This is a genomic window from Streptomyces sp. NPDC042638 (genome assembly GCF_040647235.1).
Lineage (GTDB): Bacteria > Actinomycetota > Actinomycetes > Streptomycetales > Streptomycetaceae > Streptomyces > Streptomyces rameus.
Genome location: NZ_JBEZBT010000140.1, coordinates 1 through 3036, shown reverse-complemented (window position 1 = coordinate 3036; position 3036 = coordinate 1). Strand labels below are relative to the sequence as shown.

The window sequence follows — 3036 nt, the reverse complement described above, 5'->3', positions numbered from 1 at the left end:
GGCTCGGAGATCTCCTGCAAGCAGCCGACTGATCACGACATCACACAAACCCTAGTACCCCGGCAGCGCCGGGAATGCTCATCCGAGCGACTGAAGATTCCCGCCGACTCCGCCGGCCGTGTCCGGCCGGGGGACCGTGCCTCCGCCCGTCGGGAGCGTCAGGCGAACGCCTCGCGCAGCGCCGGCAGCAGGGTCTTCGCCGACCAGTGCAGGAAGTCCCGCTGTGAGTCGCCGCCGATCTGCACGAGGGCGACCTCCCCGAACCCGGCCTCCGCGTACGGGCGTACGGCCTCCACGAAGGCGTCGGGGTCGTCACCGCACGGGATGGAGGCGGCGACGTCGTCCTCGGTCACGAACTGGGTCGCGGCCTCGAAGGAGTCGGGGTGCGGCAGCTCGGCGTTCACCTTCCAGCCGAGGCCGAACCAGCGGAACTGGGAGTGGGCGCGCTTGACGGCCGTGGCCCGGTCGGGGTCGTAGCACACCGGCAGCTGGCCGACCCGGGGCTTGCCGCTGCCGCCGTGCCGGTCGAAGGCCTCCAGCAGCCCAGCCTTCGGCTCCGTCGCGATCACCAGGTCGGCGAGGTGCCCGGCGAGCTTGCAGGACTGTTCGCCGGAGACGGCGATGCCGATCGGCGGCACCGTCTCCGGCAGGTCCCAGAGCCGGGCCGACTCGACGTCGTAGTGCTGTCCGTGGTGGGTGACGTGGCCGCCCTCGAACAGCGCCCGGATGATCTCCACGGCCTCTTCGAGCATCTCGTGGCGGACGTCCGCCGGGGGCCAGCCGCCGCCCACGACATGCTCGTTCAGGTTCTCGCCGGCCCCGAGCCCGAGCCGGAACCTGCCCTCCGACAGCAACTGCACCGTCGCCGCCTTCTGCGCCACGATCGCCGGGTGGTAGCGCAGGATGGGACAGGTGACGTAGGTCATGAGCGGGATCCGCGAGGTGGCCTGGGCGGCGGCGCCCAGCACGCTCCACGCGTACGAGGAGTGTCCCTGGGCGCGCAGCCACGGGAAGTAGTGGTCCGAGATCACCGAGAAGTCGAAACCCGACTCCTCGGCTCCCACCACGTGCTCCACCAGGTCCCGGGGGCCGGCCTGCTCGGTCATCATCGTGTATCCGATTTGCACCATAGCGAGCGAGTCCCCGGCTCGGCGGCGGAAAAACCGCCGACGGGCTGCCGGATCAGTGCTCCGGAACCCGGAACGTCCGCAGGAACGTCTTCAGCGCCAGCCGGTTGGCGGTGTCGCCCCAGGTCGCGTCGGGGGTGGTGAAGCGCAGGGAGAAGCCCCGCCCGCCGCCGAGCAGGAAGCCGCGTCCGAAGGTGTGCACCCGGGCGCCACCGGAGCCCGCCAGCCACTCCAGGTCGGCGGCCTTCCGGCCCTGGTAGGTGGTGGCCCGGACCGCGCCGATCCGGCGATAGCCGGGCAGCCTCGCGAGCCCCGGCTCGACGTCGTCGCGCCAGACGGCGACGGGATCGGGACCGACGCGCTCACTGTAAGTGACGGCGAGTGTGGGGGCGTCGCCGCCCGGGCCGAAGGTGACGCGGTAGGCGGCGTCGGGCGCCCGGGCGGTGGCCAGCCGCTCCCACCCGGCGGGCAGCGCCACCGAGAAGCCCTCAGGGGCGTCGTACCGGTGGTATCCGGCCGGCAGGGCGGGGGAGGCTGTCGCTGTCGCTGTCGCTGTCGCTGTCGCTGTCGCTGTCGCTGTCGCTGTCGCGGTCGCGGTCGGTGTCGGTGTCGGCGCGGTGCCACCGCCGGTGTGCCGGGCGGTGGGGGTGGCCGGAGCGGCGGAGCGGGGCGGGGCGGACGCCGTGTCCGTGCCGGACAACGCGCCGGTCGCGGCCAGCACCGCGGCGGCCACGCCGACCACGGCCAGCGCGGTGCCCACGGCCAGGACCTGCCTGTTCCGCCTCGACCAGGCATGGCGCACACCCGGGAACGCGCCGCGCGGCCGGGGCCCGGGGGCCGGCCGCCGGTCGGCGTCGGGGTCCTCGCTCAGCGCCCGGGTCAGGGCTTCGCGGACCTCCGGCCGGGTCAGCCGCTCCCGCGGGTCCTTGCGCAGCAGCCCCTGAACGGATCGGCCGAGCGGGCCCGCACGCAGCGGAGTGCGCAGCGGCAGCCGGTCCACCGCCTTCAGGGTGGTCTCGGGCCGGCCGCGGTCCCGGTACGGCGGCCGGCCCTCGACCATCGTGTAGAGCAGCGCGCCGAGCGCCCACAGGTCGGCGGCCGGGCCGACGCGCTCGTCGCGGGCCTGCTCCGGCGAGGCGTACGACGGTGCCGCCAGCCGTGGCACGAGTGTCGTGCCCGCCAGCCCGAACCCGCTGACGACGACCGGGCCGTCCTCGCGCACGAAGACCTGACCGGGGCTCAGCTCGCCGTGTGTGACGCCCCCGTCGTGCGCGGCCTGCAGCACGTCCAGCAGCTCCAGGCCGACCCGGGCCGCCCGCGCCGGGGGGAACGAACCCTCCTGGGCGAGCAGTTCGCCGAGGGGCCGGCCGTCGATCCACTCGGTCACCGTCCACAGCGTGCCCGCCTCCACCACCGCGTCGACGACCGCGGCGACCCGGCCCGGGCGCAGCAGCCGCATGGTCTCGCAGGTGCGGACGACTCCGGCCGTGACGCGGCGTGCGGTCTCCTCGTCGGCGGGCTCCGGCAGGGCGGTCTGCGCCAGCAGCCGGGGCCGCTGCGCCGCCATGTCCTCGGCGTACCACCACAGGCGGTTCGTCTCGCGGGAGAAGACCTCCAGGAGCCGGTACCGACCGGCGACCAACCCGTGTGCGGAGACGTGCGCCTTGACCATGGTCATCCCTCGCTGAAACCCCTGTCCGGACTTTCCCAGTGGTACGGGAGGACGGTGGGGCGGCGTTCAGGCATTTCCCGTTCTGGCCGGTTCGCCGCCGGATCCGGCACCGGCAGTCCGTGCCGGACCGGACCGCGTGCCCGGAGGATGCCGACGGGCGGTGTCCGGAAACGACGGCGGCCTCCATGTCTCCCTGGACCCACCACACGTCACCGAGCACTCGATGATGTCGCCCTT

The 3036-nt window shown here is 73.9% G+C and carries 2 protein-coding genes; both read right to left on the bottom strand.

Going from position 1 to position 3036, the window contains the following annotated elements; all coding sequences use genetic code 11:
* Nucleotides 1-158: 158 nt before the first annotated feature.
* Nucleotides 159-1130: an LLM class F420-dependent oxidoreductase gene (locus AB0B40_RS38085; RefSeq protein ID WP_362268217.1), complete on the bottom strand. Its 972-nt coding sequence runs from the start codon at nt 1128-1130 to the stop codon at nt 159-161.
* A gap of 52 nt (nt 1131-1182) precedes the next feature.
* On the bottom strand, nt 1183-2805 hold the full coding sequence (locus tag AB0B40_RS38080; protein ID WP_362268216.1) for a protein kinase: 1623 nt from the start codon (nt 2803-2805) through the stop codon (nt 1183-1185).
* Nucleotides 2806-3036: the final 231 nt, after the last annotated feature.

Excerpts from the sequence above, each read along its gene's own strand:
- AB0B40_RS38085 (WP_362268217.1), bottom strand. The coding sequence starts at position 1,130 with ATGGTGCAAATCGGATACACGATGATGACCGAGCAGGCCGGCCCCCGG.
- AB0B40_RS38080 (WP_362268216.1), bottom strand. The coding sequence starts at position 2,805 with ATGACCATGGTCAAGGCGCACGTCTCCGCACACGGGTTGGTCGCCGGT.